Raw genomic sequence first — 19,036 nt, forward strand, 5'->3', positions numbered from 1 at the left:
GTCAGTGCGTCCGGGAATCGGCCCGCGGCAGGCCGTAGGCGTCCGCGACCAGTTCGTACGAGCGCAGCCGGGCCTCGCCGCTGTGGGCGTTGGCAGTGATCATCAGCTCGTCGGCGCCGGTGCGCTTCTGCAGGCCGTCCAGGCCGGCGCGGACCTCGTCAGGGGTGCCGTGGATGACGTTGGCGTTCCAGGAGGCGACGAACTCCTTCTCCATGGGGCTGTAGTCGTAGGCCTCCGCCTCCTCCGGGGTCGGCACGAGCCCGGGGCGTCCGGTACGCAGGCGCACCATGTTCAGCGCGGCCGCCATGACCTGCCGGCGGGCCTCCTTCGCGTCGTCGGCGGCGAGGGCGGCGACGCCGATCAGGGCGTACGGGGCGTCCAGCACCTCGCTGGGCCGGAAGGACTCGCGGTAGAGGTCCAGGGCCGGGATGGTGTTCTGCGCGGAGAAGTGGTGCGCGAAAGCGAAGGGCAGGCCGAGCACGCCGGCGAGCCGGGCGCTGAAGCCGGAGGAGCCGAGCAGCCAGACGGGCGGGCGGTGCGGCGACTGCACCCCGCCCGCGGCCGTCGCCTGCACCGGGCCGGGGACGGCGTGGATGCGGCGGTAGGGGTGACCGTCGGGGAAGTCGTCGTCGAGGAAGCGGGTGAGTTCGGCAAGCTGCTGGGGGAAGTCGTCGGCGCTCTCGTTCAGCCTGTCGGCGCGGCGGAGGGCGGCCGCGGTCGCGCCGTCCGTGCCCGGGGCGCGGCCGAGGCCGAGGTCGACGCGGCCCGGGGCCATGGCCTCCAGCGTGCCGAACTGCTCCGCGATGACCAGGGGGGCGTGGTTGGGGAGCATGACGCCGCCCGAGCCCAGCCGTATGCGCTCGGTGTGGGCGGCGAGGTGGGCGAGGATGACCGCGGGCGAGGAGGAGGCGACGCCCGGCATGGAGTGGTGCTCGGCGACCCAGTAGCGGTGGAAGCCGCGGGACTCCGCGAGACGGGACATCGCGACGCTGGTCCGCAGGGCGTCGGTGGCGGTGTGGCCCGCGCCGACGGTCACCAGATCCAGGACGGAGAGGGGTACGGGTGCGGTGCCGTGGGCTTCGCCTCGGATTTCGTGCTCCGACACGGGGTGCCTCCTGTGGTGTGACCGTGCGATGTCCTGCGGGGCGGCAACGGGAAGCGGTCTCCGTTTTATTCCGGGGCGTCGCCGTATCGGCCGTTCCTGGGGGAGGGGGCCGGCGGCGGGGACGGACGAGGACGTGCGACAGCCCGGCCGCCCGCTCCCCACCCGCCGGCCCGGAAGGCGGCCGCCGGTGATCGCCGCCCCGCCGGACCGCAGCCGGCGCCGGAACGCGGCGGCCGGTGATCGGAGCCCCGCCGGGTCCGGACGAGGACATGCGACAGCCCGGCCGCCCGCTCCGCACCCGCCGGCCCGGAAGGCGGCCGCCGGTGATCGCCGCCCCCGCCGGACCGCAGCGGGCGCCGGAACGCGGCGGCCGGTCATCGGAGCTCCGCCGGGCCCGGACGAGGACGTGCGACAGCCCGGCTGCCCGCTCCCTACCCGCCGGCCCGGAAGGCGGCCACGGGTGATCGCCGCCCCCGCAGGGCCACGGCCGGAGCCGGAACACGGCCGCCGGTGATCGGCCTCCCGCCGGGCCACGGCCGGAGCCGGACGCGGCCACGGATGATCGGCGTCCCCACCGGACCACGACCCGTGCCGGAACACGGCCGCCGGTGACCGCCGCCCCCCGCCGGACCACGACCGAAGCCGGAACGCGGCGGCCGGTGATCGCCGCCCGCGGTGGGCTACTCGCCGCGGAGCCCGATGTCCTCGTCCCCGCGGCCCGCCACGGAATTGCCGCAGGGGCGGCGTCCCGCGCGCCCTCCCGCCGCCGTCCCGCCGCCGCCGGCTCAGACCTGGACGATCGGCTCCCGCGTGAACAGCGTGCCGAGGCTGGGCGCGTTGACCCTGCGGTCGGTCAGGCGGAGGGCCTCCCAGACCGTGACCTGGTTCGCCGTGAGGACCGGCTTGCCCAGGTCCTTCTCCAGGGTCGGGATGTGGGAGGCCGTGTGCAGGGCCGTGTCCGGCACGAGCACCGCCTCGGCCTCCGCGGTGTCCGCCGCCCGTGCCAGGGCCAGGATCTCCGCCTCGTCCCAGGCCGCGGACTGCGCCGCCGTGGCCAGCCCGGCGCTGTGCGCGGCGACGACCTGCACGCCCCCGGCGCGCAGGAAGTCCACGAAGAGGGCGGTCACGTCCTCGGGGTACGTCGCCGCGACGGCGACCTTCCGCACGCCGATCTCCCGCACCGCGTGCACGAAGGCGAAGGCGGTGGAGGACGCCGGCAGGCCGGCCGCGCGGGCCAGCTCGCGGACCTGCCGCTGGGCCTCCGCCCAGCCGTGGACGAAGCCGCCGCTCGTGGACGCCCACACCACCGCCTCCGCGCCGGACAGTCGCAGTCCCTCCACCGGCTGCGCCAGCCGGTCCGCGTAGCCCGCCCGGCGCAGGGGGTCCACCCGGTAGGTGCCCTCGCCGACGTCGACGGGGACCACGTCCGCCCGGATGTCGCTGCCCAGGAGCTGCTCGATGCGCGGATAGTCGTCCTCGGCGGAGTGGCCCGGGTAGAGGAATCCCAGTGCGGTCATGTCCAGCCTTCCTGCTGCTGTGCGGCGTGCTTCGGGCAGTAGGAACTCCCGGCGCGGGCGCGGGTGGTCGGCGCGCCGGCCGGGTCCCGTCCGAACGGGTACCCCGTCGGCGCGGCGGCGCGCACGCCGGACCCGCCCGGCCGGTGCCGCACCGGAACGGTCCGGGCGGGACAGCGGCCGCGAACACCGGCGCGGCCTCCTCGCCGGGACCGGCGCGGGCGCCGGCGGAGAGGGGCTTCACGCGTCCCCTGGGGCCCGGCTCCCTCCCCGTGAGCCGCGCGGACGGACAGCCTCTTCACTACCTTTTCGCCCGGGACATCTCCGACCAGGTGATGATGTTCGACGCCGGCCGGGTGATCGAGTCGGGGCTGCCGGAGAGGATCTTCAGCGCGCCGGAGCACGAACGCACCAGGGAGTTCCTCGGCGCGGCGCGGTGAGCCGCCGCCGGACCGCCTCGGGCTGGTCGGGAGCACCCCTCGGGACCAGGTAGTATTTTCTTCGTCGCCGGCCGCGGGAAGCGGACGGCGGGAGTCATGCGCCGCTAGCTCAGTTGGTTAGAGCAGCTGACTCTTAATCAGCGGGTCCGGGGTTCGAGTCCCTGGCGGCGCACAGAACGAAGGAGCCCTCTCGCGCGAGCGAGGGGGCTCCTTCGTCATGGGGGTCAGAAGGTGACGTCGGAGCAGGCGTAGAACGCGTTCCCGGTGTCGGCGATCGTCCAGACCCCGAGGATCACGTGGTGACCGCTCAGCCCGGACGGCAGCGTGCCGCTGTGGCTGACGGTGGACGGCGGGCGCTGGCCGCCGAAGGGCACCGTCAGGAACGGCGTCGTGTTGAGGTCGGCGCGGGTCAGGGCGTGGTTCTGGTTCCAGCCCTGCTTGGTGACGTAGTACTTGAAGTCGGTCGTGGCGTGCATGGCCGTGAACTGCCAGCGGAAGGTGAAGCTCTGCCCGCCGGTGACCTTGGTGGTCGGCCAGGCGCCGCCCGAGGGGGTCCGGGGGCTGTCGAGCTGGCTGAACCGGGTGTTGTTCCCGGAACAGATCTGCCCGTCCGCCGGGCCGGACGACGGGAAGCCCTTGGGTCCCTCGACGCTCTGCGGCTCCCACTGGATGGCGCCGCAGTTCGCGACGGTCCCGTTGGCGCAGAGCTTCTGGCGGCTGATGGGGGAGTCGGTGTAACCGTGACTGCTGGCGGCGCCGGTGGAGAGCACGAAGGCTCCGACGGTCGCGAAGCTGAGGGCGGCGGCGTACAACGTGGCCTTGGGGCGCATGCTGCTGCTCCTGGAGATCGTGGGGGAATGTCCGTGAGCCGTGCAGGTCTAGACCAAGGCCAGATTATGGCCGTCAGATGAGCATGTCCATACCAATAGCGGAGTCATCTCGGCGGAGCGGAACGGAGGGCGTCCCCTCGGGCGGCCCGGCGCCTTCCCGCCGGCCGCGCCGTACGGCCGCGGGACGCCACCCGACGGCTTCCGCCGGGGCGCGCCACGCGTACCGACGGCCGGAACGGCGTACGGCCACCTCCGGGACGGCGTGGGCGCCGGGGCGGTGGTCGGGAGCACACCCCCAGGTCCTGTAGAGTTGACGACGTCAGCAGGCGCCGCTAGCTCAGTTGGTTAGAGCAGCTGACTCTTAATCAGCGGGTCCGGGGTTCGAGTCCCTGGCGGCGCACAGTGACGAGGGCGGGGAGCCTCACGGCAACGTGAGGCTCCCCGCCCTCGTCGTGTCACCGCGCCGTTCCCGTGAGGTAGGCCGACACGACCACGCTCGCCGTGCGGTTCCGGGACGCGCGGTCCGAGGTGGCGCCGGGCATGACGATCCTCAGTTCGGCCCGGTCCGGCTGCCGGGGCGCCGGCCCGTAGGAGGCCTGCCGGACGTCGGGGGGATCGCCGGGCAGGACCGTGACGTCCTCGACGGTGAAGTCGGCGACCGCCCCGTCGCCCCGGACGACCCGGATGCTCGCGCCGGGCCGCAGGGTGCCGATCCCGTGCAGGGCGGCGAGGCCGGCCCCGGTCCCGGCCTGCCCGGCCATCAGCGCCGTCCCGGCCGCCCCGGGCGCCGGCCCGGCTCCGTGCCACGCCACCGCGCCCGGCGGGGAGGGAGGCTGTGGTGCGGGTGCCGCGCCCCGCCGGTCCAGGGCGCGGGTCACGACGGACGCCCGCACGTCCAGGTCGGGGATCTCCAGGCGCCGCGGCGGCGCGTCCCCGAGCGGGGCGGCAGCGGGCGGCAGCGGCTCCCGCGGGGGCCTGCCGGCCGCGGCCACGTCCCCGGTGGTCGGTCCGGACGGGCCGAGCCGTACGCCGGCCGGGCCGCCGCCCCACAGCCACAGCAGCACCGCCACCCAGACCAGACCCGTCAGCAGGCGGCCGGTGGTGCGGGAGCGTTCACCGGCGGACATCGTCGACCGCGTCCTGACTTCGTCGCGCGTCGGCGGCGTCCTGACTCCGTCGCGCGTCGGCGGCGGGCAGCGGGGACGCCCCGCTGCCCCGGCCGTGGACCGGGGAGAGGACGCGGGGACGGAGGAGGACGACGGCGGCAGTGGCGGCGGCCGCCGTCAGCCCGGTGCACAGAGTCACGCGTCGTGGACCCATCGTGGAACCTCCGGTACCAGGAGACTCCGAGGGGCCCGGCATCGCACCCGGTGCGGGACGGGGCTGCTCCGTTCAGGTCGGATCCGTATGGACCGGCAGATGCGTCAGGTACGTCAGTTGTGCCGAGTGCACCAGATCTGCCGAATGCATCAGATATGCCAGATCCGTCAGATGCGTCAGATGCGTTCGACCAGGTCGGCGATGGAGTCGACCACGTAGGAGGGCCGGAACGGGTAGCGGTCGACGTCCTCGGTCCGTGTGACGCCGCTGAGCACCAGGAAGGTCTGCATCCCGGCCTCCAGACCGGCAAGCACGTCGGTGTCCATCCGGTCGCCGATCATCGCCGAGGTCTCCGAGTGGGCGCCGAGCGCGTTCAGCCCGGCCCGCATCATCAGCGGGTTCGGCTTGCCGACGAAGTACGGCTTCTTGCCGGTCGCCGCGGTGATCAGCGCCGCGACCGAACCGGTGGCGGGCAGCGCGCCCTCGACGGACGGGCCCACGTTGTCCGGGTTGGTGGCGATGAAGCGGGCCCCGTCGTTGATCAGGCGCACCGCCTTCGTCATGGCCTCGAAGGAGTACGTCCGGGTCTCGCCGAGGATCACGAAGTCGGGCTCGTGGTCGGTCAGGATGTAGCCGATGTCGTGCAGCGCCGTCGTCAGTCCGGCCTCGCCGATGACGTACGCGCTCCCGCCGGGCCGCTGGTCGTCCAGGAACTGGGCCGTGGCCAGCGCCGACGTCCAGATGTTCTCCACCGGCACCTCCAGGCCCATGCGGCGCAGCCGGGCGTGCAGGTCGCGCGCGGTGTAGATGGAGTTGTTGGTGAGCACCAGGAACGGTCTGCCGGACTCGCGCAGCTTCTTGACGAAGGCGTCGGCGCCGGGGATCGGGACGCCTTCGTGGATCAGGACACCGTCCATGTCGGTCAGCCACGACTCGATGGGCTTGCGGTCTGCCATGTGCGGGATCTCCTGGCCTGGGTTCGGTCTTGCGCGGGGCGGGCGCCGGAACCACCTCGTACCGACGGCCCCAGCGTAATCAGGACTGGGTGTCCCGTACCCCGCCGATCACGCGGTACAGCCGCGCGTCGGCGCCCGTCCCGCCGGGCGCCGACGCCCTTCCCGCCTCAGCGGCGCCGCCAGGCGATGACCACCGCGCCGCCGGCGGCGAGCAGGAGGGCGGTCACCGTGAGCGCGCCGAGCGGGGTGCCGAGGCCGGTGCGCGCGAGTTCGTCGGCGAAGGAGAACCCGCCGTCCGAGGCGGTGGGAGTGGTGGACGGTGCGGAGGCCGACGGGACGGCGGCCGCGGAGGGCGTCGAGGGCGTCGAGGACCGCGGGGTGTCCGGACCGGTGCTCCGGCCGGGGCGCGGGCTCCGGCCGGGGGCGGAGCTCGGCCGGGGGGTGGCGCTGCGGCCCGGGGTGGCACTCCGGCCCGGGGCGGCACTCCGCTTCGGGGCGGCACTCCGGTCCGGGGCGCCGCTGCGGTCGGGGGCGGCGCTTCGACCAGGACCCGTACTCCGCTCGGGGGCGGCGCTCGGACCAGGTTCGGTACTCCGCTCCGGGGCGGCGCTCCGCTTCGGGGCCGGGTCGGGCACCGGGCGGGGCAGCGGGTCGGGCGGCGTGTCGTGGTGCGGGGGCGGCTTGACGGCCGGGCCGGCGTCGATGCGGAAGCGGTAGTCGTTGGACTGCCCGACCCAGTCCCCGTCGTCGTCGTGCCGCTGGACGACGGCCGCGTTGACGGTGACCTCGTTGGGGACGGCGTCCGACGTGATCGCGACCCGCACCTTCACGGTGACGGTCTTGCCGGGTCCGACGATGAAGCCAGGCAGGCCGGCGTCGAAGGGCCCCACGAGTTCCTGCTGGTCGGTGGCCTGCAGTCGGATGGGGTGGGGACGGCTGCCGTCGTAGAACTCCAGGCGGGGCTGGTCCGGCTTCAGGGCGTGGTGGGCGTCGACGAGCACGACGACCGGGTGGATGCCGGCGCAGGCGCGGGTGGTGGTGTTCTTGAGGTCCAGCAGGAAGGTGCCGAAGCCGCCCCCCGCGGTCAGGGCGGCGGGCCCGCCGTGGATGCGGGTGCTGATCGGGAAGTCACGGTCGTCCGGACCGGCACAGGTCGGGCTGCTGGCGGCCCGGGCCGGTCCCCCGGTGGGTATGACGGCGACGGCTGCGGCCAGGCAGAGGGGCAGGGATGTGCACAGTCGCATGTCCCTGTGACCTTCCCGTCGGCGCGGGCCGTCACGGCGCCACGCCACACCTCAGCCTCGAACGGCGGTACGGTTCCGCCCGTCCGGCCCATTGGTCGGGGTGCCCCGGCCCATTGGTCGGGGTGCCGGTCACGCCCTCCGTGCCCTGGCCGTCACCCCTCGCCCCGCCCGAACAGCGGCGCCAGCAGCAGCTGGGCCGCGCCCTGGGCGACGCCCCGGCTGCCACCGGGGGCCATGCGGACCGGGACCGCGCCTTCCGGCGCGCCCTCGCGCCGCGCTCGCGCGTCCAGCACCGCGGCGACCCCCTCGACGAACGCCTCCGGTGCGGCGGCGATCCGGCGCCCGCCCAGCAGGACGAGATCGATGTCCAGCAGGCCGGCCAGGTTCGCGGCACCCGCGCCCAGGACGCGGGCCGCCTCGCCGGCCTCGCCGCGTTCCACGGCCGCCAGGCACAGCGCCTCGATGCAGCCGCGGTCGCCGCACGTGCAGCGCGGCCCGTCCAGCTGGATCACCTGGTGCCCGAACTCCCCCGCCCCGGTCCGCGCCCCGCGGTGCACGGTCCCGCCGATCACCAGGCCGGCGCCGAGGCCCGTGCCGAGGTGGAGGTAGGCGAAGGAGCCGCCTTCGCCCGTGACCGCGAGCCCGAGCGCGGCCGCGTTGGTGTCCTTGTCGACGACGACCGGCACGCCGAGCCGCCGCGCCAGCGCCTCCCGCAGCGGGAAGCCGTCCCACTCCGGGAAGCCGGTGACCCGGTGCAGGACGCCGCGCCGGTGGTCGAGCGGGCCGGGCAGTGCGACCCCGACACCCAGCAGGGAACCGACGGCGGAGAGCGGAGTCGACGGGCCGCCGTCCGCGGACTCGGCCATCGGAGTCGACGGGCCGCCGTCCGGGGCCCCGGGCACCGCAGCGGGGCCACCGCCCTCCCCGGCCACCGGAACCGGCCGACTGCCGTCCCCGGCCCCTCCCACCGAAGCCGACCCGCCGCCGTCCGCTGACCCGACCGCCGCCGCCTCGTTGTCGTGCGCGGCCCCGCCCACCGCAGCCGGCCCACCGCCCGCCCCGGCCCCTCCCACCGAAGCCGACCCGTCGCCGTCCACGGCCCCGGCCCCGCCCACCGCAGCCGGCCCACCACCCGCCCCGGCCCCTCCCACCGAAGCCGACCCGTCGCCGTCCACGGCCCCGGACCCGCCCACCGCAGCCGGCCCTCCGCCGTCCGCGGCCCCGCGCACCGCTGCCGCCCCGGTCGCGTCCGAAGGCATCGGCACCGGCGTGCGTCCACGCCCCGCCGAAGGCGTCGGCACCGGCGCGCCTCCGCCCCCCGCCGGTGTCACCAGCACCTCCGCCACCAGCTCCTCGGCCTGCCGCGCCACCGTCTCCACGACGGCCTCGGCGCCCGCGCCGAGGTCCAGGGGGCAACGGCGCTCCCCGACGACGGTTCCGTTCAGGTCGACGAGCACCGCCCGCAGTTCGTCGCGGTCGACGTGGACGCCGACGGCGTGCCCGGCCTCCGGCACCAGCCGGAGCACCGTGCGGGGCTTGCCCCCCGTGGACGCCCGGCGTCCCGCCTCCGCCGCGAGCCCGTCCTGACGCAGCCGGGCAGTGATCTTGCTGACCGCCTGCGGGGTGAGCCCGGTGCGCTCGGCGATCTCCAGCCGGCTGATCCCGGCCGCTCCGGCCGTGCGCAGCAGATCGAGCACGAGGGCGGTGTTGTGGCTGCGCAGGGCCAGCAGGTTGGCGCCACCGGTCGCGCCCCGCATCGCCGCGCCCGCCGCCCCCGCTCCTGCCCCGGTCCCTGTCCCTGTCCCTGTTCCCGGTTCCGTCCCTGCCGTCCCGGCTCCGCCGTCCCGCGCACTGTTCACGCCTCCATTGTCTCCGCCGCTTGCACTTTGGCAACAGCGTTGCGAAAGTAGGTTCCATGACTGGTACTCCCCTGCACGTCGGCCTGGTCGGCTACGGCCTCGCGGGCTCCGTGTTCCATGCCCCGCTGATCGCCGCGACCGAGGGGCTGGTCCTCGACACGGTCGTCACCTCGCACCCCGAGCGGCAGGCACAGGCCCGGGAGGAGTTCCCGGACGTCCGTGTCGCCGCCACCGCCGACGAGCTGTTCGCCCGGGCCGGCGAGCTCGACCTGATCGTCGTCGCCTCGCCGAACAGGACGCACGTCCCGCTCGCCACGGCCGCGCTGAAGGCCGGCCTGCCGGTGGTCGTGGACAAGCCGATCGCGGGCACGGCGACCGAGGCGCGCGACCTCGCGGCCCTCGCCGAGGAGCGCGGACTGCTGCTGTCCGTCTTCCAGAACCGCCGCTGGGACAACGACTTCCTGACCCTGCGCAAGCTGCTCGACGACGGCGAGCTGGGCGACGTCCAGCGTTTTGAATCGCGCTTCGAACGCTGGCGGCCCACGCCGAAGGGCGGCTGGCGCGAATCCGGCGACCCGGCGGAGATCGGAGGTCTGCTCTACGACCTCGGCAGCCACGTCGTCGACCAGGCCCTCGTCCTCTTCGGTCCCGCGACCGCCGTGTACGCGGAGGTGGACGTCCGCCGCGCGGGCGCCGAGAGCGACGACGACACGTTCATCGCGCTCACGCACGCGAGCGGCGTCCGCTCCCACCTGTACGTCTCGGCGACGGCCGCCCAGCTCGGCCCGCGCTTCCGGGTGCTCGGCTCGAAGGCCGGTTACGTGAAGTACGGCCTCGACCCCCAGGAGGGCGCGCTCCGCGAGGGCGGGCGGCCCGGCGACGCGTCCGAGTGGGGCACCGAGCCCGAGTCCCTGTGGGGCCGGCTCGGCGCCGGCGAGTCCCCGCTGACCGGCGGCGGCCGCCCCGTGCCGACCCTGGCCGGCGACTACCCGGCGTACTACGCGGCCGTGGCCGCCGCCCTCCGCGAGGGCGCCCCGAACCCGGTGACCGCGCTGGAGGCGGCCGCCGCGCTCGACGTACTCGAGGCGGCCCGCCGCTCGGCCCGCGACGGTGTGACGGTGACGCTGTGACGGCCGGCGCGGGGAACACCCCCGGGGCCACCCCGACCGTGGCGGACCTGGAGGCCCAGGAACGCCGCCTGGTCTTCCGCCGGTTCACCCACGACGACGCATGGGCGCTGGGCTCGCTGCTGGTGGAGCTGGCCCGGGAGCGGCAGGCGCCGGTGGCCATCGACATCCACCGTGCCGGCCAGCAGCTCTTCCACGCGGCCCTGCCCGGCTCGACCCCCGACAACGACGCCTGGATCGCGCGCAAGCGGCGGGTGGTGGAGCGCTACGGCTCCGCGTCCTACCTGGTCGGAGCACGCTTCCGGGCCAAGGGCACGACGTTCGAGGAGTCCTCGCGCCTCGATCCCGACGTGTACGCGGCCCACGGCGGCTCGTTCCCGATCCACGTCGAGGACGTCGGCGTCGTCGGCGCCGTGACGGTGTCCGGGCTGCCGCAGCTGGAGGACCACCGGCTGGTGGTGGAGGCCCTTCAGCGGTTCCTGGACCAGTAGTCCCGACGGGGGAACACGGGGAATGATCGCGGGCCGTCCTCCGGTTGGACGGGGCAGCAGGCGTGATGATCACGGCACAGCACCCCGCCCGGAGGGATCGGAAGCGATGAGCGACACCGCAAGCCCCGTGACAAACCCCCTGAAGGAGACCGTCGGCCGGTACGGCATCTGGAGCATCGAGCTCCGCTCGGAGGACGCGGCCCGGCGCGGCGAACGCGCCGAGGCCGCGGCCGAGTTGGAGGAGCTGGGCTTTGGCGCCCTGTGGCTGGGCGGCAACAGCACCGCGCGCAACGCCGCCCCGCTGGTGGAGGCGACACGGCGGCTCGTCGTCGGCACCAGCATCCAGAGCATCTGGCAGCAGGAGGCCGCCGTCACCGCGGCGGAGTTCGCCGAGCTGGAGGCGGCCCACCCCGGGCGGTTCGTCCTGGGCCTCGGGGTGAGCCACGGCCCGCTGGTGGAGCGGTACCGCCGCCCGTACGCGGCGATGGTCGCCCACCTCGACGCGCTGGACGAGGCGGGCGTCCCGGCCGGGCGCCGGCTGCTGGCCGCCCTCGGCCCCCGCATGCTGGAACTCTCCCGGGACCGGGCCGCGGGCGCGATCCCGTACCTGGTCACGGCCGAGCACACGGCGAAGGCCCGCGGCATCCTCGGTGAGGCACCGCTGCTGGCACCGGAGCTCAAGGTCGTCCTGGAGACCGACCCGGCCCGCGCCCGTGAGGTCGCCCGCGCCTACCTGGCGCCGTACCTGAAGCTGCCGAACTACACCAACAACTGGCTGCGCCTCGGCTTCACGGAGAGCGACATCGCCGACGGTGGCAGCGACCGCCTGATCGACGCCGTGTTCGCCTGGGGCGACGACACCCGTATCCGCGAGCGCATCGACACCTTCCACCAGGCGGGCGCCGACCACGTGGCGCTCCAGGCGGTCACCGGCGCCGACCGCGAGTCCCTGCCGAGGGAGGAATGGCGCAGGCTGGCCGCCCTCCTGACGTGACCGCAGCCCGACCCCACCACGAGGGCCTCGACACGCCACCGTGGGGCGCGGGGAACTGCGCAACCAGCCCCCACCCACCCGCACCCACACACCCCGGCGGCCCCCACACCCCACAAAGGGGCGCGGGGAACTGCGCAACCAACCCCCACCCACCCGCACCCACACGCGATCCCCGCACCGGGCCCCGCCCACCGCCCGACCCCGCCCCCAGCGGAGCGCCTACGCGTTGGCGAGTTCCTGCCGCTGCCGCCCCAGCCCCCCGACCTCCAGCTCCACCACGTCCCCCGCCCGCAGATACGGCTTCGGCTCGGGCCGCCCCATCGCCACCCCCGCCGGCGTCCCCGTGTTGATGACGTCCCCGGGGTACAGGGTCATGAACTGGCTGACGTACCGGACGACCTCCGCCACGGGGAAGATCTGCTCGGCCGTCGTCCCGTCCTGCTTCAGCTTCCCGTTGACCCACAGCCGCAGCGGCAGCGCCTGCGGGTCGTGCACCTCGTCCGCCGTCACGAGCCACGGCCCCAGCGGGTTGAACGTCTCGCAGTTCTTGCCCTTGTCCCAGGTCCCTCCCCGCTCCATCTGGAACTCCCGCTCGGACACGTCGTGCGCCACCGCGTACCCGGCGACGTGCGCGAGCGCCTCCTCCTGCGACTCCACGTACCGCGCCGTACGCCCGATGACGACCGCCAGCTCCACCTCCCAGTCGGTCTTGGTGGACCCCCGGGGAACGAGCACGGTGTCGTTCGGCCCGACCACCGTGTCCGGCGCCTTGAGGAAGATCACCGGCTCGGTGGGCGGCTCGGCCCCCGTCTCGCGCGCGTGGTCGTGGTAGTTCAGCCCGATGCACACGATCTTGCCGATGCCGGTCAGCGGTGGCCCGATGCGCAGCCCGTCCGCGTCGAGCGCGGGCAGTTCCCCGGCGTCGGCGGCGGCGCGGATCCTGCCGAGAGCCGCGTCGTCGGCGAGCAGGCCGCCGTCGATGTCCGGGACGATGCCCGACAGATCACGCAGGGTCCCGCCGGCGTCCAGCAGTGCGGGCCGCTCCGCGCCCGCCGTACCGACTCGCAGCAGCTTCATATGACCATCTCCCTCGATCGCGGCGCCCCGGCCGACGCGTGCGCACGGGTGCCGCGGACGCAGTCATCGGAGGACTGGTCGATCGTCCAAGGCTTCAGTCCCGTCCGCAACAACCGTTCACGTACTGGATCCACGCCTGAGCGCCGCCCGCCCCACCCCGCGGCTCCGCACCGCCGCCCGGCCGCACGCCCACCACCCCGCGCCCGGCGAGGCCCGGACGCCCACGACGGCTCCGCGCTCCCCGGCTCACGGATACAGCACCGCCCGCTCGACCGCGCTCCACGCCGTACTGGTCACCACGTACAGCGCGGCCGCCAACGGCACCACGGCCACCGTGACGAGCGTGAAGAACGACATGAACGGCAGGACCTTGCCGACCACGGCCGGGCCGGGCGCCCCCTCCGCGCCGGCCACGGCCACCGGCCCCGCGTTCTCGAAGGCGCGCCTGGCGCGGCGGCAGTTGACGGCGGCGACGAGGGTGACGACCGTGAACAGCGCGAGGTAGACCAGCCCGGCACCGCCGAGGACGCCGCCGTGCGCCAGGGCGTCGCTCCACCGTCCGCCGAGGGGCGCGCCGAACAGCCGGTGCGTGAGCAGGACGTTGGTGTCGCCGCCGATCGTCGTGCTGGAGAACAGGTGGTAGAGCAGGAAGAACGCGGGCAGCTGCAGCAGGCTCGGCAGACAGCCCGCCAGCGGCGGCACCTTCTTCTCCGCGTGCAGCTCCAGCACCGCCTCCCGCAGCTTCTCGGGATCCTTCCGGTACCTCTCCCGCAGCCCGGCCAGCTCGGGCTGGAGCGCGGCCCGGGCCCGCTGCCCGCGCGCGGCGGCCCGGGACAGGGGGTGCACGAGGAGCCGTACGAACGCGGTGAACAGGACGATCGCGGCGGCTGCCGCGGAGGCGTGGAAGAGGGGGTGCAGCAGGTCGGCGAGCTGCTCGACCAGACGGGCGAAGACGGACATGGTGAGTGAGCCCTCCGGGGGTCTCGTCGTGCCGGGGTGCGGAAGAACGACGGCATGACGACCCGCGCGGGGCCACACGATCACAGGTGCTGGTGAGGTGCCCTACGCGACGGTCGCCGGGAGGGCGGATCCGGGTGCCCGGGGCCGCGGCCGGCCGGCGGCGTCGGGATCGCGCTGCGGCAGGAACGCCGTACGGCGGGCGCGGTCACGGATGGCCGTGCGCACGCGGGTGGGCGGCACGGAGGGTGCGCAGCGCGAGGCGAGCAGGAGGCGGACGGCGAGCGCCGACCCGGCCGCGGCGGTCGCGGCGAGCGCGACGGTCGCGGTCAGGCTGCCGGTGTCGAGCAGCGCGACCTGGAGGAGCAGGACCAGCAGCGCCGCGACGGAACGCGGACCAGCCCAGCTGCCGACCACGGAGCGCTCCCCCTTCCCGTACGCGTACGCCGTCCTCGATCTCCGTCGGACAAGACGCCGGCGACGGCGCGACGGTTGCACGGCCTGTGACACGCATCGCCCGACACCCGGACCCTTGCCCGCTCGCCCCCGCGCAGCCCCGCCCGTACCCGTCCCTCGCCCGCACCCTGGCCAGCGGATACCTCTCCTTTGTCACCGTTCGGCAGTACGGTGTCCCCCATGCGCCCCGACACTCCCGCCGAGAACGTCGACCACGTCACCGAAGCCGCCCGTCTGGAGCGGACCGCCGGTCTGTATCCCGAGGACGCCGAGGCCCTGCTGCTCCGGGCCGCCGCGCACCTGGAGCTGTCCGGCGACCGCCCCGCCGCGACGACGCTCTACGACCGCCTGCTGTCGTCCCCCGAGAGCCTGGAGAACCCGCACCTGGTCCGCGCCCTGAAGGCGTCGAACCTCTGGGAGTACGACCACGAGGCGGAAGCACGGGCGATCATCGACGGTATCCGCGCGGCGGCCCCCCGGGACCCCGCGTCCTGGGTGATCGTCGCAGAGGCGCTGGAGTCGCACGACGAGCTGCAGGCGGCGCAGGACACGTTCACGGAGGGGCTGGCCCTGCTCCTCACGGACGCCGAGCAGCCCCCGCACGCCCTGCACCCGCTGCTCTTCGGCCGCCACCGGGTCAGGCGCATGCTGGCCGTCGCCCACGACGAGTGGGACACGCTGGCCGACGGCCTGCACTCGTCGCCGGTCTCCCTCGACGAACTGCACGACCCCAAGCGAGTGTGGTCCCTCGGCTCGGAGAACCCGGCGGAGCTGGAAGCGGAGATCACCCGCCTGCGCGCCGAACTGGGCGTCTACCGGGAGGCCCTGTCCCGCCCGTTCCCGGTCGCCATGCTGCACTGGCCGGCGGACGAACTGGCGGAACTGATCGCCGCGTACCCGAGCCTCGCCGCCGAGTACCCCTCCCACGAGGAGCACCTGGCGACGATAGAGACGTCGCTGCGGGAGCTGTCCGCCTCCGGCACCGCGAACCTGGGCGTCGTCACGGGCACGGTCCCGTCGTACGAGGCCTTCGCCGCCTCCGAGCTGGCCTCCCCCACCGACGCCACCCTCCTCCCCCAGTACGCGACGACCCTGGCCGCCCGCGGCCGGGCAATCGCCTGGCCACCGGAGCGGGGAACGGCGTGCTGGTGCGGATCGGGCCGGGTGTACGGGGAGTGCCACGGCACCGCCTGACTGTCCCTCACGATCGAGGACGGCCGGACGCCAAGGACGCCCGTGAGGGGCCGGAAAGCCCATGGGTCCTGCCCGCGCGTCGGCATGTCAGTGAGTCCTGTTAGAACAGTGCCTCAGTTGACATGGGACGGATGGGGGCAAGGTGACAGACGCAGATGATCTCCCTCAGCCGGTTGCCGGGGTGTACGAGAAGCTGGTCACCCAGCGGGTGGGCGACGAGCTGGAGAAGCTCCAGGCCCTGGGGTGGAAGGCCGTTGACGCGGAGGTCAGTGCTGAGTCATCGCCGCATGTGCTGGCTCGCCACATCGGTCAGGTGGTCGCCCGGAAGCTCAACCAGCTCCCCCCGGGCGAACGGGTCCCCTTCGCCAACCGGGTCCTGGAGTCCCTGGCCACCGCCACGTCCGGCCAGACGGACCCCGAAGAGCCCCTGTGCACGGTCGTCGAGGGCCCGCGGCAGTTGCTCGCCCTCGCCGAGCAGGAGGCGCCGGGCGCTTACGCGGTCCGTCCCCTCACTCCGCTGTCGGAGACCTCGCTGCTCACCAACTCGCCGGAGGACCTGAGCCTGGGCGGGGAATTGCGGGCCGAGCTCGCGACCGCCGACCGTATCGACCTGCTCTGTGCGTTCGTGAAGTGGCACGGCATCCGGATCCTGGAGGACGCGCTGCGCGCCGCCAGGGTGCGGCGCGTACCGATCCGTGTCATCACCACCACCTACCTGGGCGCCACCGACCGGCGCGCGCTGGACCGCCTGGTCCGCGACTTCGGTGCCACCGTCAAGGTCAACTACGAGATACGGTCCACACGCCTGCACGCCAAGGCCTGGCTGTTCCGGCGCCGGACCGGCTTCGACACGGCGTACGTCGGCAGCTCGAACCTGTCCAGGGCCGCGCTGCTCGACGGCCTGGAGTGGAACGTCCGGCTGTCCTCCGTCGCCACCCCCGCGGTGCTGGACAAGTTCGAGGCCAGCTTCGACGCCTACTGGAACGACACCGCCTTCGAGACGTACGACCCCGACGCACACGGTGACCGCCTCGACCAGGCCTTGGCCCATGCCAGCGGTACCCGCCCGGCCACCGAGCTGAGGATCAACCTCTCCGGGCTGGAAGTACGCCCCTTCCCGCACCAGCGGGACATGCTGGAGCGGCTGACCGTCGAGCGGGAGATCCGCGGACGGCACCGGAACCTGCTCGTTGCGGCAACCGGCACCGGTAAGACGGTGATGGCCGCCCTCGACTACCGGAGCATGTGCCGGAAGTCGGCCGGCAACCGGCCGAGGCTGCTGTTCGTGGCCCACCGCAAGGAGATCCTGAGCCAGTCCCTGCGCACCTACCGGGAGGTGCTGGACGACGCCTCGTTCGGTGAACTGCTGCACGCGGGACAGGACCCACGCGAGTGGAACCATGTGTTCGCCAGCGTCCAGTCGCTCAACGTCCGGCGGCTGGAGCAACTGGCCCCTGACCACTTCGACTGCATTGTCATCGACGAGTTCCACCACGCCACCGCAACCACATACCGACGGGTCATCGACCACTTCGCGCCGAAGGAACTGCTGGGTCTGACGGCGACCCCGGAGCGGATGGACGGGCTCAACGTCCAGGACGAGTTCTTCGAGGGCCGGATCGCGGCCGAGATGCGCCTGTGGGAGGCCCTGGAGAACGACCTGCTCTGTCCCTTCCACTACTTCGGCGTTCCGGACGGCACGGACCTGACGAACCTGGCCTGGCAGAGGGGCGCGTACGCCGACCAGGAACTCGACTCCCTCTACACCGGCAACGAAGCCCGCGCCCGGATCGTGCTCAAGCAGATCCGGGACAAGGTGTCCTCCCCTGAGTCCATGCGGGCGCTGGGCTTCTGTGTGAGCAAGGCGCACGCTCACTTCATGGCGGACTTCTTCCGCAGGGCGGGTCTGAAGGCCAAAGCGCTCGACAGTGACTCGCCCGCTGACGTACGCACCCAGGCCTTGAGCGATCTGCGCGCCGGCACACTGCAAGTCATCTTCTCGGTAGACCTGTTCAACGAAGGGCTCGACATCCCGGACGTCGACACGCTGCTCCTCCTCCGCCCGACCGGCAGCGCGACCGTCTTCCTCCAGCAGTTGGGGCGGGGGCTGAGACGCACGGAGACGAAGCCGGTCCTGACGGTCCTCGACTTCATCGGCCAGCACCGGGCGGAGTTCCGCTTCGAGGAGCAGTTCCGGGCTCTGACGAACTTCTCGCGGAACCGGCTGGTCGACCACATCGAGCGCGACTTCCCGCAACTGCCGTCCGGTTGCCAGATCATCCTGGAGGGCAAGTCCAAGGAGATCGTCCTCCGCAACATCCGCACCCAGCTGGGCGCGACGGTCCGGACGCTGACCAACGAGGTCAAGGCGTACAGCACGCCTCGCCTAGGCGACTTCCTCCGGGAGAGCCGCCGGGAGATCAAGGAGCTGTACAAGAGTGACAACTCCTGGACGGCCGTCCTTCGCCGTGCCGGCCTGATCGAGGAGGCGGCGCCTCCCGGAGAGGCGGGGCTCCTCAAGCGGGTGCACGCCTTCCTGCACGTCGACGACCCCGAACGCGCCCGGGCTTACCTGCGGCTGCTCCAGGACGACGCTCCTCCGTACGAGGATCTGAGTCCCATGGAGCAGTCGTACGCCCGCATGCTGTTCTTCAACGTGTGGGACGACGCGGGCGGGTTCACCAGCTTCGCGGAAGGCCTTGCGGCACTGCGTCATCAGCGGGCCGTCCGTGACGAGCTGCGTCAGGTGCTGCCGTACGTCATGAGGCAGGCCGACCACTTCCCCATCCCGCTGACTGGCCGGCTCAGCCACCTCCCGCTGAAGGTGCACAGCTCCTACAACCGCTCGGAGATCCTCGCCGCCCTCGGTGTGGCCCGGTTCGGCGGGCAGATGCCCCGGACGTTCGCCCAGGGCGTGCAGTGGGTCGAGGACCTGCAGACGGACGCCCTGCTCGTCACCTTGGAGAAGAACGAGAAGGACTTCTCGCCCACCGTCCGGTACAAGGACTACGCGCTGAGCCCGACGCTGTTCCACTGGGAGTCCCAGAACTCCACGGCGGCCGACTCCCCCACCGGCAGGCGCTACCAGGAGCACGCGAAGCGCGGCAGCCAGGTCCTGTTGTTCATACGGCGCTACAAGACCACCGACATAGGCAAGTCCCAACCGTGGATGCTTCTGGGGCCGGCGACCTACGAGTCCCACACCGGCAGCAAACCGATGGCGATCACCTGGCGCCTGGACCACGACCTCCCAGCCGACGTGTGGACGTACTCGGCGATCACACCGAGCTGAGACGCAGAGACCCGCCGTCAACCAGCGTTGTCGCGGCTGTGACAGTGCGAGCCGCCGAAAGACCTTGGTGCCGAGCGCGCTCTCGAAATGTTACGGCAGGAAATCGAGCAGGTGCCTCGGCTTGGTGTGCTGCCGGGATCGCCTCGCCAGGACGGCACAGAGGTCCGTAAGACACGGATC

Annotated in this window: 14 protein-coding genes, 2 tRNA genes and 3 pseudogenes; 8 read left to right on the forward strand and 11 right to left on the reverse strand. The window is 73.4% G+C overall.

Features of this window, described 5'->3' with window-relative positions; translation table 11 throughout:
• Position 1 precedes the first annotated feature (1 nt).
• Both ABZ920_RS04625 and ABZ920_RS04630 read right to left on the reverse strand, forming a co-directional pair.
• On the reverse strand, positions 2-1,105 hold the full coding sequence (locus tag ABZ920_RS04625; RefSeq protein WP_361498738.1) for an LLM class flavin-dependent oxidoreductase: 1,104 nt from the start codon (positions 1,103-1,105) through the stop codon (positions 2-4).
• A 785-nt stretch (positions 1,106-1,890) separates the two neighbouring features.
• The gene (locus ABZ920_RS04630) at positions 1,891-2,622 is read right to left on the reverse strand and encodes a decarboxylase (protein ID WP_361498740.1); all 732 of its coding nucleotides are present in this window, start codon (positions 2,620-2,622) and stop codon (positions 1,891-1,893) included.
• 305 nt (positions 2,623-2,927) lie between these two features.
• Between ABZ920_RS04630 and ABZ920_RS04635 the strand changes: the two are divergent.
• Both ABZ920_RS04635 and ABZ920_RS04640 read left to right on the forward strand, forming a co-directional pair.
• A pseudogene (locus ABZ920_RS04635) lies at positions 2,928-3,059 on the forward strand (L-cystine ABC transporter ATP-binding protein YecC); the annotation flags it as partial.
• A 98-nt stretch (positions 3,060-3,157) separates the two neighbouring features.
• Positions 3,158-3,231, forward strand: a tRNA-Lys gene (locus tag ABZ920_RS04640).
• Positions 3,232-3,283: 52 nt separating this feature from the next.
• Here the strand turns inward: ABZ920_RS04640 and ABZ920_RS04645 are convergent.
• A complete protein-coding gene (locus ABZ920_RS04645; protein ID WP_361498742.1) occupies positions 3,284-3,889 on the reverse strand; it encodes a lytic polysaccharide monooxygenase in 606 nt (201 codons plus the stop codon).
• Positions 3,890-4,215: 326 nt separating this feature from the next.
• Here ABZ920_RS04645 and ABZ920_RS04650 point away from each other — a divergent pair.
• Positions 4,216-4,289: transfer RNA gene (locus ABZ920_RS04650), tRNA-Lys, on the forward strand.
• A 55-nt stretch (positions 4,290-4,344) separates the two neighbouring features.
• Here the strand turns inward: ABZ920_RS04650 and ABZ920_RS04655 are convergent.
• The 5 genes and pseudogenes from ABZ920_RS04655 to ABZ920_RS04675 all read right to left on the reverse strand — a co-directional run.
• Positions 4,345-5,016, reverse strand: coding sequence for a class F sortase (locus tag ABZ920_RS04655; RefSeq protein WP_361498744.1), 672 nt, complete (start codon positions 5,014-5,016; stop codon positions 4,345-4,347).
• 369 nt (positions 5,017-5,385) lie between these two features.
• Positions 5,386-6,165 carry an HAD-IIA family hydrolase gene (locus ABZ920_RS04660; RefSeq protein ID WP_361498746.1) on the reverse strand — a complete coding sequence of 260 codons (780 nt, stop codon included), beginning with the start codon at positions 6,163-6,165 and terminating at the stop codon, positions 5,386-5,388.
• A 698-nt stretch (positions 6,166-6,863) separates the two neighbouring features.
• A pseudogene (locus tag ABZ920_RS04665) lies at positions 6,864-7,409 on the reverse strand (hypothetical protein); the annotation flags it as partial.
• 152 nt (positions 7,410-7,561) lie between these two features.
• Entirely contained in the window at positions 7,562-8,935 is a 1,374-nt protein-coding gene (locus tag ABZ920_RS04670; RefSeq protein WP_361498903.1) for an ROK family protein, read from the reverse strand.
• 60 nt (positions 8,936-8,995) lie between these two features.
• A pseudogene (locus ABZ920_RS04675) lies at positions 8,996-9,166 on the reverse strand (winged helix-turn-helix transcriptional regulator); the annotation flags it as partial.
• Positions 9,167-9,324: 158 nt separating this feature from the next.
• Between ABZ920_RS04675 and ABZ920_RS04680 the strand changes: the two are divergent.
• From ABZ920_RS04680 to ABZ920_RS04690, 3 genes are all read left to right on the forward strand, one after another.
• Positions 9,325-10,398, forward strand: coding sequence for a Gfo/Idh/MocA family oxidoreductase (locus ABZ920_RS04680; protein WP_361498748.1), 1,074 nt, complete (start codon positions 9,325-9,327; stop codon positions 10,396-10,398).
• Entirely contained in the window at positions 10,395-10,886 is a 492-nt protein-coding gene (locus ABZ920_RS04685; protein ID WP_361498750.1) for a heme-degrading domain-containing protein, read from the forward strand. Before ABZ920_RS04680 ends, ABZ920_RS04685 begins: the two co-directional genes overlap by 4 nt.
• A 106-nt stretch (positions 10,887-10,992) precedes the next feature.
• Positions 10,993-11,880, forward strand: coding sequence for an LLM class F420-dependent oxidoreductase (locus ABZ920_RS04690; RefSeq protein WP_361498752.1), 888 nt, complete (start codon positions 10,993-10,995; stop codon positions 11,878-11,880).
• 219 nt (positions 11,881-12,099) lie between these two features.
• Here the strand turns inward: ABZ920_RS04690 and ABZ920_RS04695 are convergent, their stop codons facing one another.
• From ABZ920_RS04695 to ABZ920_RS04705, 3 genes are all read right to left on the reverse strand, one after another.
• Positions 12,100-12,957: a fumarylacetoacetate hydrolase family protein gene (locus ABZ920_RS04695; RefSeq protein ID WP_361498754.1), complete on the reverse strand. Its 858-nt coding sequence runs from the start codon at positions 12,955-12,957 to the stop codon at positions 12,100-12,102.
• Between the two features lie 246 nt (positions 12,958-13,203).
• Complete coding sequence (yidC, locus tag ABZ920_RS04700; protein ID WP_361498756.1) at positions 13,204-13,917, reverse strand: membrane protein insertase YidC; 714 nt, start codon at positions 13,915-13,917, stop codon at positions 13,204-13,206.
• Between the two features lie 102 nt (positions 13,918-14,019).
• Positions 14,020-14,331 (reverse strand): DUF6412 domain-containing protein, encoded by a 312-nt coding sequence (locus ABZ920_RS04705; RefSeq protein WP_361498758.1) that lies wholly within the window; start codon positions 14,329-14,331, stop codon positions 14,020-14,022.
• Positions 14,332-14,550: 219 nt separating this feature from the next.
• On the opposite strand from ABZ920_RS04705, the gene ABZ920_RS04710 reads away from it, so the two are divergent.
• Both ABZ920_RS04710 and ABZ920_RS04715 read left to right on the forward strand, forming a co-directional pair.
• The gene (locus tag ABZ920_RS04710) at positions 14,551-15,564 is read left to right on the forward strand and encodes an SEC-C domain-containing protein (protein ID WP_361498760.1); all 1,014 of its coding nucleotides are present in this window, start codon (positions 14,551-14,553) and stop codon (positions 15,562-15,564) included.
• Between the two features lie 142 nt (positions 15,565-15,706).
• Positions 15,707-18,856 (forward strand): DUF3427 domain-containing protein, encoded by a 3,150-nt coding sequence (locus ABZ920_RS04715; protein WP_361498762.1) that lies wholly within the window; start codon positions 15,707-15,709, stop codon positions 18,854-18,856.
• Positions 18,857-19,036 lie beyond the last annotated feature (180 nt).

The organism is Streptomyces sp. NPDC046831 (assembly GCF_040645305.1).
GTDB lineage: Bacteria > Actinomycetota > Actinomycetes > Streptomycetales > Streptomycetaceae > Streptomyces.

Bases quoted from the DNA above. Each gene is read 5' to 3' on its own strand.
- ABZ920_RS04630 (WP_361498740.1), bottom strand. From the start codon at position 2,622: ATGACCGCACTGGGATTCCTCTACCCGGGCCACTCCGCCGAGGACGAC.
- ABZ920_RS04645 (WP_361498742.1), bottom strand. From the start codon at position 3,889: ATGCGCCCCAAGGCCACGTTGTACGCCGCCGCCCTCAGCTTCGCGACC.
- ABZ920_RS04655 (WP_361498744.1), bottom strand. From the start codon at position 5,016: ATGTCCGCCGGTGAACGCTCCCGCACCACCGGCCGCCTGCTGACGGGT.
- ABZ920_RS04660 (WP_361498746.1), bottom strand. From the start codon at position 6,165: ATGGCAGACCGCAAGCCCATCGAGTCGTGGCTGACCGACATGGACGGT.
- ABZ920_RS04680 (WP_361498748.1), top strand. From the start codon at position 9,325: ATGACTGGTACTCCCCTGCACGTCGGCCTGGTCGGCTACGGCCTCGCG.
- ABZ920_RS04690 (WP_361498752.1), top strand. From the start codon at position 10,993: ATGAGCGACACCGCAAGCCCCGTGACAAACCCCCTGAAGGAGACCGTC.
- ABZ920_RS04695 (WP_361498754.1), bottom strand. From the start codon at position 12,957: ATGAAGCTGCTGCGAGTCGGTACGGCGGGCGCGGAGCGGCCCGCACTG.
- yidC (WP_361498756.1), bottom strand. From the start codon at position 13,917: ATGTCCGTCTTCGCCCGTCTGGTCGAGCAGCTCGCCGACCTGCTGCAC.
- ABZ920_RS04710 (WP_361498760.1), top strand. From the start codon at position 14,551: ATGCGCCCCGACACTCCCGCCGAGAACGTCGACCACGTCACCGAAGCC.